Source organism: Pseudomonas sp. GW821-FHT01C01 (genome assembly GCF_059422645.1).
Genome location: NZ_JBWKXF010000040.1, coordinates 1 through 13,785, shown reverse-complemented (window position 1 = coordinate 13,785; position 13,785 = coordinate 1). Strand labels below are relative to the sequence as shown.

Here is a 13,785-nt window from a genome sequence, read left to right as displayed (position 1 = left end):
GACGCCGCTGACACACTCCTGGCGCCCTGTAGGAGCTGGCTTGCCAGCGATGGTCGTTAACGATAACGCGTACTTACAGAGTGAGCGCGTTGCCTGAGAGTCCATCGCTGGCAAGCCAGCTCCTGCAGAAAGCAAAACGATCATTGGTCATCGCCCATCGACGTGGCTCACCTATGCTCGTCTCAGAGTGAAACTGTTGTCGCGAAATAAAACGTGTTCCCGCGATGGCTGTACTGCCAAAACCCCTGCCTTTTCCGGCAAATCATTGATTCAAAGAGGTTTTAACAAGCTGGCACGCTCCGTGTATTGCTCATCGCAGACGTTTCTCTTGCCTCCGTCAGCGGTTCACCGCCGACGGCAGAAACCATAAAAACGATAAGCCACAAAAATAAGAACGCACCGTGCGAGGTTCGACGTTGATGAAGAGAAAACTCCGATCAGGTATGAGCGCCAGCCTGCTGGCCGTAGCCGCTTGTGTAGCGCTGCATTCGCCTCATAGCCTGGCAGCCCGCGACGCCCAGACCATCCTCAAGGAAACCTGTCAGGGCTGTCACACCCCCGAAGCCGATAACGCCCTCAGCCGTATCAGCCACCAGCGCAAAACGCCGGAAGGCTGGTTGATGAGCATCGCCCGCATGCAGACCATGCACGGTTTGCAGATCAGCGATGACGACCGTCGCACGCTGGTCAAATACCTGGCCGACACCCAGGGCCTGGCGCCGAGCGAGACCGATGGCGTGCGCTATGCGCTGGAGCGGCGGCTCAATACCGTCGAGCACTTCGACGACCAGACCAGCCAGATGTGCGGCCGCTGCCACTCCGGGGCGCGGGTCGCCTTGCAACGGCGTCCGGCGCAGGAATGGGAACGCCTGGTGAACTTCCACCTCGGTCAGTGGCCGTCCCTAGAGTACCAGGCGCTGGCCCGCGACCGCGACTGGTTCGACATCGCCCGCAAAGACATGGTGCCGCTGCTGGCCAAGCGTTATCCGCTGGACAACCCGGCGTGGAAAAAATGGCAGAGCGTGGCGCCGAAAGCCGAGGCGCTGGTGGGTGACTGGAGCTTCAGCGGCCACTTGCCGGGCAAGGGTGAGCTGGCGGGTGTCATGACCGTGAGTGCCGATGGCAGCGACACCTTCAAGGTCAGCATCAAGGGCCAGTACGCCGACGGCAGCCCGTTCAATGGTGACGGCAGCGCCATCCTGTACACCGGCTACGAATGGCGCGGCAACGTGACCATCGATGGCGTGACCATGCGCCAGGTGTTCGCCGCGCAAGGCAATGCGCTGCTGGGCCGGATGTTCGAGGCCGAGCACGACGAGCGCGGCCTGGACTTCGTCGCCGCCAAACAGGGTTCCAACCGTTTGCTGGCGGTGCAGCCGGGCTATGTGAAGGCCGGCAGTGAAAGCGAAGTCACCCTGGTCGGCAGCGGCTTGAGCGGCAAACCTGACTTCGGCAAAGGCGTGGAAGTGGTCGAAGTGCTGGAGCAAACCCCGGAACGCATGCGGGTCAAGCTCAAGGCTGCGGCGAATGCCCAGCCGGGCGTGCGTGCGGTCAGCGTCGGCACACTGAAAGGCCCGAGCCTGTCGGTGTACAGCAAGATCGATGCAGTCAAGGTCGTGCCTGAATTTTCGGTGGCGCGGATCGGCGAAGGCGGTGGTTCGACGCCGAAAGTTCAGGGCCGTTTCGACGCGGAAGCCTGGGGCAAGGGCGCTGACGGCAAGCCGTACCGTATCGGCGTGTTCCCGGCGCAGTGGAAGGTCGAGGCCTTTGACGACCGCGCCAAGGAAGACGAAGACGTCAAGTTTGCCGGCACCATGCAGGCCGATGCGGGCGTATTCACACCGGGCGATGCCGGGCCCAACCCGGCGCGCAAGATGTCCACCAACAATGCCGGCAACCTCAAGGTGATCGCCGCCATCGACGATGCAGGGAAATCCCTGACCGGCGAAGGCCACATGATCGTGACCGTGCAACGCTGGAACAATCCACCCATTCCGTGATGTTGAAACGTGAGCTTGGTTGAAAGCAAAGACATCAGACACTTTTCGGAATGATCGCAAGTCCCCGCAAACCGGGGCTTGCACAGGAGGTTGGCAATGGGCGCTATCTTGAATCTGGTCGAACGCAACCTGCACGAAGTGCAGGTCGATGCCGACCGCATGCTGTTTCACATTCCCAGCAGTTCGCTGTTCGCCAGCGATGAACTGACGGGCACCATCATCGATACCTTGCGCGGTCCTGGCTGTTCCTCGGACGACCTGATCCAGCGCCTGGCCGCGCGCTTCAACGGTGAGGAAGTCACCGAAACCCTGCGCGAGCTGATGGCCCTGGAACTGGTCAGCGACGGCTCACCGCTGACCCCGGACATCGCCACCAAACGGGTCGAGCGCACGGCGATCAACACCGTGGTGCTGAACGTCAACACCGGCTGCAACCTGAGTTGCACCTATTGCTACAAGGAAGACCTCGACAAGCCGTCGGCCGGCAAGAAGATGGACGTGGAAACGGCCATTGCTTCCGTCGAAATGCTGTTGCGCGAATCCCCGGATGAAGAGCGTTTCACCGTGGTGTTCTTCGGTGGAGAGCCGCTGAGTAACCGCAAGCTGATCGAGTACATGGTCGATTACTGTGAGAAGCGTTTTCGCGAGGCCGGCAAGTTCGTCGAGTTCGTGATGACCACCAACGCCACGCTGCTCACCGAAGAAACCGTGGACTACCTCAACGCCCACCGTTTCGGGCTGTCGGTGAGTATCGACGGGCCGAAAACCGTGCACGACCGCAACCGCATCACCGTGGGCGGCCAGGGCACGTACGACGTGGTGCGGCGCAAGGCCGAGATGCTGCTGTCGCGCTACAACAGCCGTCCGGTGGGGGCGCGGGTGACGCTGACCACCGGCGTCACCGACGTCGAAACCATCTGGGATCACCTGTTCAACGAACTGGGGTTCGCCGAAGTCGGCTTTGCCCCGGTGACCTCCGGCGACATCAGCACGTTCAACCTGACCAGCGACGAGTTGATCGAAGTTTTCGCCAATATGAAAAAACTCGGTCGGCGCTATCTGGAAGCGGCGCTGGAACACCGCAACATCGGCTTCTCCAACCTGCACCAGTTGATCACCGACATTCATGAAGGGCACAAAAAAGCCCTGCCGTGCGGCGCGGGCCTGAAGATGCTGGCGGTGGATCACAAAGGCGAGCTGAACCTGTGCCACCGCTTTACCGGTTCGAGTCTGCCGACCTTCGGCAACGTCCACAGCGGCGTCAAGCAGGTGGAGCTGAACGACTTCCTGTCCCAGCGCCTGGACCGCACCAACACTGGCTGCGAAGACTGCCAGATCCGCAACCTGTGTTCCGGCGGCTGCTACCACGAGAGCTACGCGCGGTACGGCGATCCGACCCACCCGACTTATCACTATTGCGAACTGATGCGTGACTGGGTCGATTTCGGCATCGAGGTCTACACCCGGATCATGGCCAACAACCCTGCGTTCATCAGCAGTTACATCACTCCGCGCAAGGCTCACTGATATGAAACATCTCAAGGCAATCAATAACAAAGCGTTGAAGCTGGATCAGGCCGCGGATGAAAACCGCATTGAAGAAGTGGTGGCCATGAGTTCCGTGGCGGGCTGCGCCTCGACCACCGACCCGGGCTGGGAAATCGATGCGTTTGGCGGTGTGTCGTCGCTGTGCCAGCCGATGGAGGCCGACCTCTACGGTTGCTCCGACCCTTGCTGGTGGCCGGCCCAGGTGCCCGACATGATGAGCACCTACCCGGACTGGAACAAGGATGCCCAGGCGTCCAACGAAAACTGGCGCAACCTCGGCACTGTCTTCCCGAAAGACAAGTGATCGGATATCAGAAGGATTCCAGCATGCGTAATATCAAAGCCTGCGGCCTGGCCGCGTTTGCCGTCCTGAGCAGTTGTTCGGTCAGTGTCCTGGCCGATGAAAACACCGCGTTGCAAGACGGTCACGAATACATGTTGACCACCAATTACCCGAACAACCTGCACGTGATCGACCTGGCCACCGACACCCTGTTCAAGACCTGCAAGATGCCCGATGCCTTCGGCCCCGGTACCGTGCAGCTGTCGCCGGACCGCAAGACCGCCTATGTGCTGAACAATCACTACGCGGATGTCTACGGCGTCGAACTGGACAGCTGCAAACAGGTGTTCCACGCCAGCATCACCCAGAAACCGGGGGAGAAAGCGAAGTCGATGTTCGCCTTCACCCTCAGCCACGACGGCAAGGAGCTGTTCACCATCGCCAACCCGACGCTGATGATGAACGATCGCTACGAAGTGCAGCAGCCTCGGCTCGACGTGTATGCCACCGACGCCGGGATGGACGCCAAGCCTGTGCGCAGTTTCCCGGCGCCACGGCAACTGACCATCATGCAGAGTGGCGACGACGGCACCTTGTATGTGGCGGGGGCGGATGTCTACAAGGTCAATGTGCAGACCGGCAAGTTCGACGTGCTGATCCCCAGCCGTCACTGGAAACGTCCGAACTACAGCGCGCCGGACGTGCTCTACGTGTGGAACCAGCAGACTTACCGGCATGACTTCTCGCTGCTCTACACCGCGGCGAAGTTCAAGGACAAGAAACAGGACCCGGCCACGGCCGAATACCTGTACGGCCTGTTCAGCGTCGACCTGAAGACCGGCAAGACCGAAACCACCGATTTTGGCCCCCTGACCGAAATCTACTTCAGCGGCATGCGCTCGCCCAAGGATCCGAACCTGATGTTTGGCGTGCTCAACCGCCTGGCCAAGTACGACATCAAACAGAAGAAAATGCTCCAGTCCGCCACGCTCGATCACTCCTACTACTGCATTTCCTTCAACAAGGACGGCAGCAAGATCTACCTGGCGGGGACCTTCAACGATGTGGCGATCTTCGATGCCGACAGCCTGAAGCAGATCGGCAGCATCAAGATGCCGGGCGGGGACATGGCGATTACCACGGCGCAGATTTTTGTCCGGTAGTTGCGGCGCCTGAACTGACGCCTTCGCGGGCAAGCCCGCTCCCACAGTGGATTTGTGGTGTTCACAAACACTGTGGGAGCGGGCTTGCTCGCGAAGAGGCCCTCAAAAGCACCGAAAAATCAAACCCCCGGCACCGGACAACTCAAATCCCCCTCCTGGCACTTCAGGTAGTTCTTGAACGTCTGGGTTCGTGCCTTGGTCAGTTCCGTGGTGCAGTTGCTGTAGATCAGCGGATAAACACTGCCCGCCGTCACCCCGGACGCCGAGAACTTGCACTCGGCATCGCGGAACGCAACCCACGCCCGCTGCGCACTCACCAACTGCTTCTTGCTGTCCGGATTGCTCTTGAGTCGCGAAGTGATCTGCTGGTACAGCGCATTCAATTCCTTGTCGGCGGCTGTATTCTGCTGCGCCGCGCACTGGTTCATCGTCGCCTGGTCGCTGGCGTTGTCGCAGTCCACGGCGAAAGCCATTGAGGTGAACAACAGGGGCGTCAGCGCCAATAGTAAGCGTGGGTTCATGCTGGAGTGCTCGCAGTGACCGAATGTAGAGATGCAGTGTAGCGCCGAGATGGACTCCGCCCACTACGCTTGCCATTGCGAGTGCTTTTCCACCGATTCGTATTCAAGCCATGGCACATCATGAGACGTCCAGATATGCGCTTGGGGCGTCATCTGCGGGTCGCTATCCAGTGTCGCCACACGAACAATAACGTGAGGCTGGGCCAGCCGTTCGGCCATCAAGTGTGAACCGCAGACCGAACAGAAATGCCGAAACTTACCCGGCGACGATTCGTAGCGGTTCAGGCGATCCTGGCCTTTGGTCCAGCGAAAGTGCTCGCGCATGACCCCGGCGGTCGATGCAAAAGCCGCCGCGTGAGCCTTGCGACAGGTTTGGCAGTGACAGTGACTGATGGGCATGTCGAGGCTATCGAGTTGGTATTCGACGGTTTTACACAGGCAGCTGCCGCGCAGAGTGTTCATGGATGACTCCTTTCAAGGGCGATTTCAATGGGGAACGTTAGCAGCTTCGATTCTCTGACTATTCTCTTGCCCCAGAACTTATCGTCGTAAATGCAACCGAATATCTCGGGCATGGTTGATTGCACATCCCGATTGGTACAACTTTAGGGTTGGTCTTGTGGTCTTACTGACCTACTGTTCAAGTACAGGAGGTGACTTATGAACCCAGCATCTGATCGCATCGAAAGGAAAATCCTGCTCAAGGCGAAACGTTCGCAGGTCTGGCGTGTGATAGCCCATGCCGAGGAGTTCGGGAAGTGGTTTGGCGTGGCGCTGGAGGGCAAGCGTTTTGTTGCCGGTGAGTGGACCCAGGGGCAGATAACCTATCCCGGTTATGAGCATTTGCGCTGGAATGTACTGGTAGAGCGGGTCGAGCCGGAGCGGCTGTTTTCGTTTCGCTGGCACCCTTACGCGGTAGAGCTAGAGTTCGATTACTCCCAGGAACCCACTACCCTGGTGAAGTTCGAGCTCGAAGACATGGATGACGGCACGCTTCTCAAGGTGTCCGAGTCGGGTTTCGACCACATTCCCCAGCATCGTCGCCTCAAGGCGTTCCGGATGGACAGCCGTGGTTGGGATGAGCAGATGAACAACATCGAACAGTTTCTTGTGGAAAGGGCCAAGGCCCACGAGCTTCAGGGTGACTGACGAGAGCCTGGCAGTCGAAAGTCAGCTGGAGGCCTTTAAACTCGCGACCTCCAGGCTCGGAGCCTGGGGTGTCTAAGGGTTTTCGGAAGGGGGCTTATAGCGAATGTCTTACACGCGCTGGTAACGATGTCGCCTGTTGCAGATTGGATCCGATGCGTATTCTGGCCTCACCCACTGAAGCACAGGATGTGCTCAGGATCATGGATGATCGACCATATGCAAGGAACGCTACGACAAGGAGTCGTCATGGTCTTGGAAAAACCCGCTTCGGCGGGTTTTTTTATGGGCGTATGAAAAGCCGTGGCGGCAGGAACCGGGTTCCTGCCGCCATTTTTTCACTGTTGGTCGAGTTTCGCCGCGGCGCGCTCGGTGATTTCCGCCCGCAGTTTCAACGAGCCGGCAGCCCGCTTGCGAGCCTCTTCCAAGACACTGGCCGGGGCCGTCTCGGGGCAGCCCGCGGTAAACGGCGGGGCCGGGGCGTATTCCAGTTGCAGTTGCACCAGCTCGGCGGTGGCCTGGTCGAACAGCTCGGCGGCCAGGGTCAGGGCAAAATCGATACCGGCGGTGATCCCGCCCCCGGTCAGCAGATTGCCGTCGCGAACCACCCGATCCTTCACCGGTGTCGCCCCCAATGGCGCCAGCAATTGGTGATACGCCCAGTGGGTGGTGGCGCGTTTGCCCTTGAGCAATCCCGCCGCGCCAAGCACCAGCGCGCCGGTGCATACCGACGTGATGTACCGGGCGTTGGCGGCCTGGGCCTTGAGGAAGTCCAGGGTTTGGTCATCTTCCATCAACGGCCCGACACCGCTGCCGCCGGGAACGCAGATCACGTCCAGCGCCGGGCAATCGTCGAAGGTGGTGGTCGGCTTCAACATCAGGCCGGTGCTGGCAGTGACCGGCATCAGGTCCTTCCAGACCAGATGCACTTTCACATCCGGCAGCGAGGCCAGTACGTCATAAGGGCCGGTCAGATCCAGTTGCTGAACCTGTGGAAACAACAGAAAACCGATCTGCAACGTCATGGTGTTTTTCTCGTGAAGTGGGTGGACGGTTTAACTGTAGGCCCGTAGGCTTTGGCGTATACGCCAATATCCCCACGAATTACGCCAAATGCATAAAACCATTCACGTACTCGCTTTCGCCAACGTGCAATTGCTCGACGTTACCGGTCCGTTGCAGGTATTCGCTTCGGCCAACGACATTGCCCGTCAGCAAGGCCTGCCGCCACCCTACGCGCCGACGGTGATTGCCAGCGGCGGCGGGGCGGTAATGTCGTCAGCGGGGTTGGCGCTGTTGGCCGAGCCGTTACCGGATGAGGGCACTGATACCCTGATCATCGCCGGTGGCTGGGGTGTTTACGCAGCGGCGCAGGATGCGCCATTGGTTGCCTGGGTTCGCGAACACGCGCGGGGCTGTCGGCGGATTTCCTCGGTGTGCACCGGTGCGTTTCTGCTGGCGGCCAGCGGCTGGCTCGATGGCCGGCGCGTGGTTACCCACTGGACCCGTTGCGAGCAATTGGCGCAGCAGCACCCGCAACTGCACGTCGAGCCCAACCCGATCTTCATCAACGACGGTCCGATCTGGACCTCGGCCGGGGTGACCGCCGGCATCGACCTGGCGCTGGCCATGGTCGAACAAGACCTCGGGCGCACCATGGCCCTGGAAGTCGCCCGGCAACTGGTGGTGTTTCTCAAGCGTCCGGGTGGTCAGTCACAATTCAGCGTGACCCTGTCCCTGCAAAAAGAAGGCAATCGATTCGACGAACTTCACGCCTGGATCAGCGAAAACCTGACCCAGGACCTTGGCATTCCGACCCTGGCCTTGCAGGCCGGTATGAGTGAACGCAGTTTCGTGCGCCACTACCGCGCCGACACTGGCCAGACCCCGGCCCGGGCCATCGAACTGATCCGCGTCGAAACCGCGCGGCGTTTACTCAGCGACACTGGCGTGCCGATCAAGCGGGTGGCGGTGCAATGCGGCTTCGGCAGCGAAGAAACCCTGCGCCGCAGTTTCCTGCGGGCCATGGGGGTGACACCGCAGGCTTATCGGGAGCGCTTTTCGGTCGGTGCTGGAGCAGATTCCGCCATGACTTGAGCCCCTTGCTATCAGGCTTCCGTTTCCGCTACCTGATTGAAATACTTCGCCGGATCCGGCGTAAACGTCACCACCATGCCTGTCCGTGAACAGGTCAGTGCCTGCTCCTGTGCCAGATCCACGTCCAGATCTTCCCCGCGCAGCCCTTGCCACTGCGCGAGGTATTTGAGCGAACCGTACTTTTCGAGTTTCTTCAGGCTGCGGCTGACGCCACCTTTCCAGCCCAGTACCGGCAACTCGCCGGCGCGGCACTGTTGGGCGAGGTCGGGGAAGCGAGCGGCGCGCTGGCGGCCGACTTCCCAGCATTTGATCAGGCCTTTGTCGTCAGCCTCCCAGAGCTCTTCGCGGTTCAAACCGGTTCGGAACGGGGAGTCGATGCTGCGATGGATGCGTTGGGTCATTCTGGTTCCTTGAATTCGGGTTGTGTTGGACAGCTCCGCTGTACCCGTTGATCGAGGATGGTAGGTGGGGTGGTAGCGGCTGGCAACAATCGTTTTCGGGCAATGGAGATGCCTTACTTGCTGATAATCGGGCAGGTTTGTTTAGTAGTTGCAGGATATTGGCTTACACCGGTCACCGGTTCACCCGGCGGTATTTAGTCAATCTTGTGTTGTGGCTGATGCCTCTTCGCGAGCAAGCCCGCTCCCACATTTGCTTTTTAATGGGCATAAATTTTGTGTCCGGCCAAGATCAAGTGTGGGAGCGGGCTTGCTCGCGAAAGGGGCGACGCGTTCTCAAGGCTGCCAAACAACCTTCTCCCCACTCAACCTCCGATCCAGGAAACACGCTGCACTGATCAGCGCCAGGTGTGTCAGGGCTTGCGGGGTGTTGCCCATGTGCCGGCCGTGGCTGTCGAACTCTTCGGCGTACAGCCCCAGCGGGTTGGCGTACCGGAGCAGTTGTTCGAACTCCAGATGGGCCTTGTCGAGCCGGCCGGCGCGGGCCAGGCATTCGACGTACCAGAACGAGCACGCGGCGAAGGCGCCTTCGCTGCCGGGCAGGCCGTCGATCTGGCTGTCGTCGTTGCGATAGCGGTAGATCATGCCGTCGCGCACCAGGTTCTTTTCGATGGCTTCCAGGGTTGCCAGCCAGCGTGGGTCGCGGGCACTGACGAAGCGCACCAGCGGCATCAGCAGCATCGAACCATCCAGGCCGGTGCCGCCGATGTGCTGGACGAAATGCCCGCGCTCTTCGCTCCAGAAGTTTTCCCAGATGTCGGCGTAGATCGCCTGGCGAGTCTGGTCCCAGCGCGCGAACGGGGCGGGCAGCGAGCGTTTGGACGCCAGGCGGATGGCGCGATCCAGGGCGACCCAGCACATCAGCCGTGAATGCAGGAAATGGTGTTGCTCGCCGCGCATTTCCCAGATGCCGACATCCTTTTGTTCCCAGGTTTCACAGACCTGATCGATCACTTCCACAGTGTGTTTCCAGCCTTCATGGGAGATGGCTTCGCCGTATTTGTTGACCAGGTAAATCGCGTCCATCAGCTCGCCAAAGATATCGAGCTGAACCTGTTCATACGCCTGATTGCCGATGCGCACCGGTTGTGCGCCACCATGACCGGACAGGTGTGCCAGCTCGATTTCCGGCAACTCCTGGCGACCGTCAATGGCATACAGAATGTTGAGTTTCATTGGCTTGCCCCGACAGTCGCTGACCCGCCCGCGCAACCAGCGCATGTAGGCGTTGGCCTCTTCAACGAAGCCCAGGCGCATAAACGCGTAGACGGTGAACGAAGCGTCGCGGATCCAGGTGAAACGGTAGTCCCAGTTGCGTTCGCCACCAGGACTTTCCGGCAGACCAAAGGTGGCGGCGGCGAGAATGGCGCCGTGTTTGCGCGAGGTCAGCAGCTTCATCGCCAGGGCCGAGCGGTTGACCATCTCGCGCCAGCGGCCGCGGTAGTTGGACTGGCCGATCCAGTCGCGCCAGAACTTCAGGGTGCGCTGCAGACTCAATTCGGCGGCGCCTTTCTTGAAGCGCGGATCGTCGATGGCGCCGAGCAGGAATTCGCTGCTCTGGTCTTGGTCGAGGGTGAATCGGGCGACCGCCGCGTTGTCGTCGATGCGTAAAGCCTGATCCGACGAAAGCCGCAGGGATGGTTGATCGGCGGCCTCGAAGATCACGTCGTCTTTGTCCATGCGAGCGCGGGTGCTGGCACGAGCGTAGTCATGGCGCACAGCGCAGCGCATGTGGAACGCGGCGCGGCCGCTGACCACACGGATCCGCCGCATCAGCAGCGGCAGGTCATCTTCGGTGTCGCCAACGGGCAGCAGGTCGGTGACTTCGACCACCGCTCGATCACTGAGCCAACGGGTTTGCAGCACGTTGGTGTCGGGCAGGTAAATCTGTTCGCGGCGGGCGTCGGGCAAGTCCGGTGACAACTGGAAAATCCCCGCCTCAGGGGTGTCCAGCAGCGAGCAGAATATCGATGGGCTGTCGAATTCCGGCCAGCAGAAAAAATCCACACTGCCCTTGTCGTTGACCAGCGCCGCGCTGCGCATGTCGCCGATGATGCCGTGGGCGTCGATGGGGCTTTGGCGTTCGGGATGATCAGCCATTGTCGCGAAACTCCGGGAATCTGGGGCCTAAGTAAGTGACTGGTTTGGGCGGCCGAGAGTTCATTTGGCGGGGTGGTTGTGGCGGTTTTGCAGGCCTCTTCGCGAGCAAGCCCGCTCCCACATTTGAGCGGTGTACGCCGGCCATTGTGGGAGCGGGCTTGCTCGCGAAGGGGCCTTCACATTCAACCAACAATTCCACGCTTCCCCCGCAATCAGCCGTTATGGCAACGTGCAGTCCCCTGATGAGACCAGTCCCATGGCAAACCCCTATCGCGAGTTGTTCAAAGCCCCTGGCAGTCGTGCCTTCGTACTGGCAGGAATGCTCGCGCGCATGCCGATTTCCATGACCGGCATCGGCCTGATCACCATGCTCTCGCAGTTGCAGGGTGGCTATGGATTGGCGGGCGCAGTGGCGGCGACGTTCGCCCTGGCCACGGCGTTTTGTGCGCCGCAGGTATCGCGGCTGGTGGATCGATATGGTCAGGGGCGGATTCTGCCGGTGGCGGCGTTGCTCGGCGGCGGGGCACTGTTGCTGTTGTTGCTGTGCACTCGGTTGCAGGCGCCGCACTGGACGCTGTTTGTCTTCGCGGCGTTGGCCGGCTGCATGCCGAGCATGTCGGCGATGGTGCGGGCGCGCTGGACCGAGGTGTATCGCGGTCGCCCTGAGCTGCAGACCGCCTACGCCCTGGAGTCAGTGCTGGATGAAGTTTGCTTTATCGTCGGACCGCCGCTTTCCGTTGGCCTGTGTGTGGTGGCGTTTCCCGAGGCCGGGCCGTTGGCGGCCTTGTTGGCGCTGGCCATTGGCGTCACCGCGTTCGTCCTGCAACGCGGCACGGAGCCGCCGGTACATCCCCATGAAGAACATCACCAGGGTTCGATCATCCGTTCTCGCGACATTCAATTGCTGATGCTGTTGATGGTCGCTATGGGCACCATCGTCGGCGTGGTGGACGTGGTCAGCGTCGCCTTCGCCCAGCAGCAGGGCCAACCGGCGGCGGCGAGCATCGTGCTGTCGGTGTACGCCATCGGCTCGTGCCTGGCCGGGTTGGCGTTCGGCGCACTGCGCTCGAAAGTGCCGCTACCGCGCCTGTATTTGTATGGCGGGGTAGCAACGGCGGTGACTACCTTGCCGTTGCTGCTGGCGGTGAATATTTTCGGCTTGTCGCTGGCGGTGTTTGTCGCCGGCCTGTTTTTTGCCCCGACGCTGATCGTCGCCATGGCCCTGGTGGAGCAGATCGTACCGCCGGCCAAACTCACCGAAGGCCTGACCTGGCTGGTCACCGGGCTGAGCATCGGCGTAGCGATCGGCGCCGCCGGCTCCGGCTGGTTGGTGGACGCCTTCGGCGCACGCAGCGGGTTCTGGCTCGCGATTGCGGCGGGGGCGGTGGTGCTCGGTTCCGCAATCCCGAGCTATCGCCACCTTAAATAGGCGAAACACAGAACCTGTGGCGAGGGAGCTTGCTCCCGCTCGGCTGCGAAGCAGTCGTAAAACTGGCGAATGCTGTGTAACTGGACGAATGTTTTGGGTCGCTGCGCAACCCAGCGGGAGCAAGCTCCCTCGCCACAGGTCAGTGTGCAGTTCGACTCCGATGCATGACTAATTCCCTGCGTGCCTCATCCGTTCTCTTGGCAGACAACTTTCGAGGTAAGCCCGGTGACCCCGCTGACATTGCTGTGCCTGCCCTATTCGGGCGCGAGTGCCATGGTCTATAGCCGCTGGCGGCGAAAACTGCCGGAGTGGCTCAAGCTACAGCCGGTGGAACTGCCGGGGCGGGGTGCGCGCTATGGCGAGCCCTTGCACACCGACATGCGCCGTCTGGCGCTGCAATTGGCCCAGGAACTGAAAGCCACGCTCAAGGCACCGTATGCGTTGTTCGGGCACAGCATGGGCGCGTTGCTGGCCTGTGAGATGGCCCACGCATTTCGCTCGCTAGGTTGCCCCGAGCCGGTGGCGCTGTTCGCTTCCGGCACTGCTGCACCGACGCTGCGCGCCGATTACGATCGTGGTTTTGCCCAGCCGAAAACCGACGCCGAACTGATCGAGCAATTGCGCACCCTCAACGGCACCAGCGAAGAGATCCTGGCTAACGAAGAACTGATGAGCCTGACCCTGCCGGTGCTGCGTGCGGACTTCCTGTTGTGCGGGCGTTTCGCACCGATCCAGCGCCCGTTGCTCAAGTGCCCGGTGCACGTGCTCGGCGGCAAGGCCGACCGCGCCACCACCGAGCAATTGATTGGCTGGAGCCAGGAAACCCGCGGCAGATTCTCGGTGGACATGCTGGCCGGCGGGCACTTCTTCATCCATGAGCAGGAGGCCAAGGTGCTGCGGGTGATCAAGGACCAGCTTGAGGGGCATCATCGGCGGCATTCCATGGCAGTCAGCGCCTGACTCGGTCCATGTGGGAGCGGGCTTGCTCGCGAAGGCGGTGTATCAGACGCTATGCATGTGACTGACACACCGCCTTCGCG

At 60.9% G+C, this 13,785-nt stretch carries 13 protein-coding genes; 8 read left to right on the top strand and 5 right to left on the bottom strand.

Going from position 1 to position 13,785, the window contains the following annotated elements; translation table 11 throughout:
• The first annotated feature begins 419 nt into the window (after positions 1-419).
• The 4 genes from peaA to peaD all read left to right on the top strand — a co-directional run bounded on the left by peaA (position 420) and on the right by peaD (position 4,994).
• Positions 420-2,000, top strand: coding sequence for a quinohemoprotein amine dehydrogenase subunit alpha (gene peaA / locus AC07XF_RS21085; protein ID WP_495027998.1), 1,581 nt, complete (start codon positions 420-422; stop codon positions 1,998-2,000).
• Positions 2,001-2,096: 96 nt separating this feature from the next.
• Complete coding sequence (gene peaB, locus AC07XF_RS21080; RefSeq protein WP_414873285.1) at positions 2,097-3,527, top strand: quinohemoprotein amine dehydrogenase maturation protein; 1,431 nt, start codon at positions 2,097-2,099, stop codon at positions 3,525-3,527.
• 1 nt (position 3,528) lies between these two features.
• Positions 3,529-3,852 (top strand): quinohemoprotein amine dehydrogenase subunit gamma, encoded by a 324-nt coding sequence (gene qhpC / locus AC07XF_RS21075; protein WP_007971075.1) that lies wholly within the window; start codon positions 3,529-3,531, stop codon positions 3,850-3,852.
• A gap of 23 nt (positions 3,853-3,875) precedes the next feature.
• Positions 3,876-4,994, top strand: coding sequence for a quinohemoprotein amine dehydrogenase subunit beta (peaD, locus tag AC07XF_RS21070; protein ID WP_495027997.1), 1,119 nt, complete (start codon positions 3,876-3,878; stop codon positions 4,992-4,994).
• A gap of 119 nt (positions 4,995-5,113) precedes the next feature.
• Here the strand turns inward: peaD and AC07XF_RS21065 are convergent, their stop codons facing one another.
• Together AC07XF_RS21065 and AC07XF_RS21060 are read right to left on the bottom strand one after the other, a co-directional pair.
• Positions 5,114-5,515: a lysozyme inhibitor LprI family protein gene (locus tag AC07XF_RS21065; RefSeq protein ID WP_495027996.1), complete on the bottom strand. Its 402-nt coding sequence runs from the start codon at positions 5,513-5,515 to the stop codon at positions 5,114-5,116.
• Between the two features lie 63 nt (positions 5,516-5,578).
• Positions 5,579-5,977 carry a GFA family protein gene (locus AC07XF_RS21060; protein WP_495027995.1) on the bottom strand — a complete coding sequence of 133 codons (399 nt, stop codon included), beginning with the start codon at positions 5,975-5,977 and terminating at the stop codon, positions 5,579-5,581.
• Between the two features lie 198 nt (positions 5,978-6,175).
• Between AC07XF_RS21060 and AC07XF_RS21055 the strand changes: the two genes are divergently transcribed.
• On the top strand, positions 6,176-6,664 hold the full coding sequence (locus AC07XF_RS21055) for an SRPBCC family protein (RefSeq protein WP_495027994.1): 489 nt from the start codon (positions 6,176-6,178) through the stop codon (positions 6,662-6,664).
• A 335-nt stretch (positions 6,665-6,999) separates the two neighbouring features.
• Here AC07XF_RS21055 and inhA read toward each other — a convergent pair whose 3' ends face one another.
• Positions 7,000-7,686, bottom strand: coding sequence for an isonitrile hydratase (gene inhA / locus AC07XF_RS21050; protein ID WP_495027993.1), 687 nt, complete (start codon positions 7,684-7,686; stop codon positions 7,000-7,002).
• An 88-nt stretch (positions 7,687-7,774) separates the two neighbouring features.
• Between inhA and AC07XF_RS21045 the strand changes: the two genes are divergently transcribed.
• On the top strand, positions 7,775-8,758 hold the full coding sequence (locus AC07XF_RS21045; RefSeq protein ID WP_495027992.1) for a GlxA family transcriptional regulator: 984 nt from the start codon (positions 7,775-7,777) through the stop codon (positions 8,756-8,758).
• Between the two features lie 11 nt (positions 8,759-8,769).
• Here AC07XF_RS21045 and AC07XF_RS21040 read toward each other — a convergent pair whose 3' ends face one another.
• Positions 8,770-9,159 carry a hypothetical protein gene (locus tag AC07XF_RS21040; RefSeq protein ID WP_495027991.1) on the bottom strand — a complete coding sequence of 130 codons (390 nt, stop codon included), beginning with the start codon at positions 9,157-9,159 and terminating at the stop codon, positions 8,770-8,772.
• A 333-nt stretch (positions 9,160-9,492) separates the two neighbouring features.
• Positions 9,493-11,316: a glycoside hydrolase family 15 protein gene (locus AC07XF_RS21035; RefSeq protein ID WP_495027990.1), complete on the bottom strand. Its 1,824-nt coding sequence runs from the start codon at positions 11,314-11,316 to the stop codon at positions 9,493-9,495.
• A 256-nt stretch (positions 11,317-11,572) separates the two neighbouring features.
• Here AC07XF_RS21035 and AC07XF_RS21030 point away from each other — a divergent pair, with 256 nt between their 5' ends.
• Positions 11,573-12,745 carry an MFS transporter gene (locus AC07XF_RS21030; protein ID WP_495027989.1) on the top strand — a complete coding sequence of 391 codons (1,173 nt, stop codon included), beginning with the start codon at positions 11,573-11,575 and terminating at the stop codon, positions 12,743-12,745.
• A 225-nt stretch (positions 12,746-12,970) separates the two neighbouring features.
• A complete protein-coding gene (locus AC07XF_RS21025) occupies positions 12,971-13,705 on the top strand; it encodes a thioesterase II family protein (RefSeq protein ID WP_495027988.1) in 735 nt (244 codons plus the stop codon).
• Positions 13,706-13,785: the final 80 nt, after the last annotated feature.

Bases quoted from the DNA above. Each gene is read 5' to 3' on its own strand.
- peaA (WP_495027998.1), top strand. From the start codon at position 420: ATGAAGAGAAAACTCCGATCAGGTATGAGCGCCAGCCTGCTGGCCGTA.
- peaB (WP_414873285.1), top strand. From the start codon at position 2,097: ATGGGCGCTATCTTGAATCTGGTCGAACGCAACCTGCACGAAGTGCAG.
- qhpC (WP_007971075.1), top strand. From the start codon at position 3,529: ATGAAACATCTCAAGGCAATCAATAACAAAGCGTTGAAGCTGGATCAG.
- peaD (WP_495027997.1), top strand. From the start codon at position 3,876: ATGCGTAATATCAAAGCCTGCGGCCTGGCCGCGTTTGCCGTCCTGAGC.
- AC07XF_RS21065 (WP_495027996.1), bottom strand. From the start codon at position 5,515: ATGAACCCACGCTTACTATTGGCGCTGACGCCCCTGTTGTTCACCTCA.
- AC07XF_RS21060 (WP_495027995.1), bottom strand. From the start codon at position 5,977: ATGAACACTCTGCGCGGCAGCTGCCTGTGTAAAACCGTCGAATACCAA.
- AC07XF_RS21055 (WP_495027994.1), top strand. From the start codon at position 6,176: ATGAACCCAGCATCTGATCGCATCGAAAGGAAAATCCTGCTCAAGGCG.
- inhA (WP_495027993.1), bottom strand. From the start codon at position 7,686: ATGACGTTGCAGATCGGTTTTCTGTTGTTTCCACAGGTTCAGCAACTG.
- AC07XF_RS21045 (WP_495027992.1), top strand. From the start codon at position 7,775: ATGCATAAAACCATTCACGTACTCGCTTTCGCCAACGTGCAATTGCTC.
- AC07XF_RS21040 (WP_495027991.1), bottom strand. From the start codon at position 9,159: ATGACCCAACGCATCCATCGCAGCATCGACTCCCCGTTCCGAACCGGT.
- AC07XF_RS21035 (WP_495027990.1), bottom strand. From the start codon at position 11,316: ATGGCTGATCATCCCGAACGCCAAAGCCCCATCGACGCCCACGGCATC.
- AC07XF_RS21030 (WP_495027989.1), top strand. From the start codon at position 11,573: ATGGCAAACCCCTATCGCGAGTTGTTCAAAGCCCCTGGCAGTCGTGCC.